The sequence below is a fragment of the Taibaiella koreensis genome, assembly GCF_003545715.1.
GTDB lineage: Bacteria > Bacteroidota > Bacteroidia > Chitinophagales > Chitinophagaceae > Taibaiella > Taibaiella koreensis.
On sequence record NZ_QVNU01000016.1, the window covers coordinates 1 to 3,397 of the forward strand.

Consider the following 3,397-nt stretch of genomic DNA (forward strand, 5'->3'; position numbering starts at 1 on the left):
TGGGCCTTGAGGATGCCAAGAATCTGGCTCTCTGTGAATTTGCTCTTTTTCATATTGTCTTCCCTTTTTAAAGATAGCAATTCTCTAATTTTATGTGCTACGGTTTATAGGGAAGCTTTCACGGGCTTTTCGCTGCTATCCGGGGCGCAAAGACACATGTGGTAACGTGCCGGTATAAATGGGCACGCGTCTGTTAATCTTGATAAAGTTGGTCGTAGCGAGACGCCACGACCAGGTGATATCGGTTGTTTAGCGGCACACGAAAGGATTCGTGCGCCAGCAGAGGGATTAACGCAGGTCCGGTAATCTTCTTATGACTGTTCGTAGCGAGACGCTACGAACAGCTTGATGAGCCACTATCGCAAGTTTACACATTCTATACTTTTTTTCTCATGATATTCTTTGGCTTTTAGTCCTCCATACAAAAGTAGGGTGAAAGAGGCAACCCAAAACAAAGCAGCAAAAACTCCGGAAGCCTTGCTACTTCCTAGTAATAATGGTCTTTCTCTTTCAATCATTCTATCCACACCTTTGTATTTTAGAAAATACATAATTCCAAGTAATAAAAGGGGAATTGATACATAAAACCATGTAGACAAATCATAACAAAAATAAATAGCCATAAAAGATATGGGAACAAATATGACTGGCGAAAGTGAAAACACTAATGCAAATCTGGTATGGGGGTGTGGCTCTTCCCCGAATTTTTCAAACCTTTTATAAAAGCGAAAATATTGATAGTACAAAACCTTAAATATAAAAATCATACAAATACTATATTAATGTAAAGGAGTTTTTCGATTGGTTATAAAATCTAGTCCTCCCCAAATGTAGGGCCTCAAGTTATCTTTATAGAAATTCGAATTTGTAATCAATCTTCCCCCTTCCCAACCGACACCCCAGGCCCAACCCAACATTGGAACTTGGGATAATCCGTTAGACACCTCTTCTGACACAAATTGAAATTTACCAATTTTTCCGGTTTCATACTGGTGATAGATCAAACCCGCATTTACAGCACCTAACCCCCACCCTATTCGTGTCAAGACCCCACTGAAGCTTTTCGTAAGCTTCAATTCAGAAAGCGAAAGTTTGGAACCTGCTCCTGAAAGTGTTCTTCCCCAAGCCGTTTTAGTTGAAAAAAGTAAGGCGCCTTGTGGGATATACATGGCCCACTTTACCGCTTGCCGGGAATGCCCTGCCAGATCCCAAATCATCTCGGTGTTTGAATATTCCTCATTTTGCATCTTCTCTATATCTGTATATATATCAGAATCAAAAGATTCAAAATCGGGTGCAAAACCAGAAAGCTTGCTTGCTTGCTTGCTTGCTTGCTTCCAGATCAATATGATTATTACCAGTTTTCAAAAAGCCCGGAACCGTCTCACAGCGGCTCCGGGCTTTTCGCTGCTATCCGGGTCGCAAAGACACATGTGGTAACGTACCTACAGGTTCTACAATTTCTAAGCATATAGGGCCTTCATACCAAAACAACCCATACCCTAAGGCATCGGTTGTTTCTTTTAGCAGCACACGATTCGTGCGCCAACAGGGGCAATAGATTCGTGTGCTAACAGATAGTCCCGTCTATTCCAATTTTTTCAATATTATTCCCTTCTCATTTTTAGTTTTATCTTTTAAAAGATAAAATAAATTCCCATTTTTTAAGAAAAACTGTTCATTTCGAAAAAAAAGATACAGAGATAATACATCGTGAACATTTGCGATAACTTCAATTAAATTAGCCTTTCTGTTCTTTATCTTATACCATTTGGTTGATGCCCTACTACTAAAGCTGATTTTTATATTTCTAATGGATCCCGCCTTTCTTAAACAACCATCTTGCAAAAGTGGATCACACACCAAGGTTGTGTCACTATTAAATTTAAATGAAGCATCCATTATATCACCATCGAGATTTTTAACAAGTGCAATGACGATACTTTCATTTAAAGAATCAATCTTGCTCTCCTTTATCATAATAGGTATATTTTCCTCGTCTATGGAGGAATTTAGTATGACCGTATCTCCTTTCAATTTCCATACGCCATACGAATGATATATCTGTAAATGTGTTCCTGTTTCATATTTGTATTGCCCATTTTTAAAAAGACTTAAACGAGAATGAGCACCAGCATCAAAGGTACTATCAGTAACAAGATACTCACCTGACACTTTTTCAATATCATTTATTTGGGCGTAATTATTAAAGCTAATAAAAAGCAACACTGCAGCTATTAAGTTTTTTTTCATCATAGTCATTTTTTGAGATATTTTCCAAAACGATATCTAGGTTTTTGCCCATTTTTGATCAAATTCTCATTTATCCTAAAATAAACATCACCTACTGTCATGTTAGGATTTGGATTAACCGGATTAGTTAACGTTTTGTCGTTGGAATATTTGCTTAAAGTAGTCAAGGACGAGTTTATAGATAGTTGTTCATATTTTCCTTTTGCCCGGCCATATTTTCCTTCTGGCCCCGTCGCTGCATCCCAATTTTGACTGTCGTAAACACCGTTTACTGCATCTTCCGGATGTGATGTAAACAGCAATCCTGTTTTGTTACCTTCCTTTTCATCTTGGATATCATATAATACATCATCATATTTCTCAGCCGGAGCCCATTCGCCTATTAATAAACCATACCCATGCCTTAATTCATGAGCCAGTGTAGGCAGCCAAGGATCATCTCCTCCAAAGTTAAATTGAACCCTTCCTTCATTAAAGTTATAAAAGGTCGAACCAGCAGCGCCGTCAAAGGGTGTTTCATTTGAGAGGTGAAATTCTACGTCTTGGTCACCTTCCATAGCATCCAATTGCTTATTAAATGCTTTATGCATTGCTATTAATGCAATTAATGAGGCGCCTCGAGCTTGTACTTGAGCACTCCCACCTATTAAATCCAAGCCTTTTAATTCTTTATTATATTCCTCTATCTTTTCAAGATTCTGTTGGCGAAGTTTTTCAAAAGCGGCTTCTAGTCCAGCTGTGGCGAAAGTGAATTTTTCTCCATTGGGATCGACCATACTTTCCGGTGCATTACCCATAGCGGCATAGGGCGAGAAGATCTGCTGGCCACTTGCATCGGCCAATGGGTCCACGCTTAAGAACCGCCCGATCTGCGGGTCGTACTGCCGGGCCCCAAAGCTCATCCAGTTCAGCCCCAGGTCTTGTATGTATTCGTTGCCCTGGTACTTGCGCCGGTTGTCCCGGTAGCCACCCGTGGGCGCCTGCACGCTGCTCAGCGGCTTGATGGGCAGGCCATGCGGGTAATAATGGGTCTCCTCCAGCAGGTTGCCTTTGCTTACTTCTACGTTCAGCTTGTCAAAGAAGATATTGCCGCAGGGCACGCAGCTCAGGTTGCGCCAGCGGCTGCTCAAATATACGGCTAAAT

The 3,397-nt window shown here is 40.6% G+C and carries 4 protein-coding genes; all 4 read right to left on the reverse strand.

Translation table 11 applies throughout. The annotated features are described in order from the left end of the window. Positions 1-356: 356 nt before the first annotated feature. On the reverse strand, positions 357-767 hold the full coding sequence (locus tag DZK30_RS25500; protein WP_118977020.1) for a hypothetical protein: 411 nt from the start codon (positions 765-767) through the stop codon (positions 357-359). 12 nt (positions 768-779) lie between these two features. Further along, positions 780-1,346, reverse strand: a complete 567-nt coding sequence (locus DZK30_RS25505; protein WP_118977021.1) for a hypothetical protein — start codon at positions 1,344-1,346, stop codon at positions 780-782. Between the two features lie 241 nt (positions 1,347-1,587). Then, on the reverse strand, positions 1,588-2,256 hold the full coding sequence (locus tag DZK30_RS25510; protein WP_118977022.1) for a hypothetical protein: 669 nt from the start codon (positions 2,254-2,256) through the stop codon (positions 1,588-1,590). A 2-nt stretch (positions 2,257-2,258) separates the two neighbouring features. Further along, positions 2,259-3,397: RHS repeat domain-containing protein (locus DZK30_RS25515; protein WP_317125507.1), on the reverse strand; the 1,139-nt coding region annotated here is incomplete at its 5' end.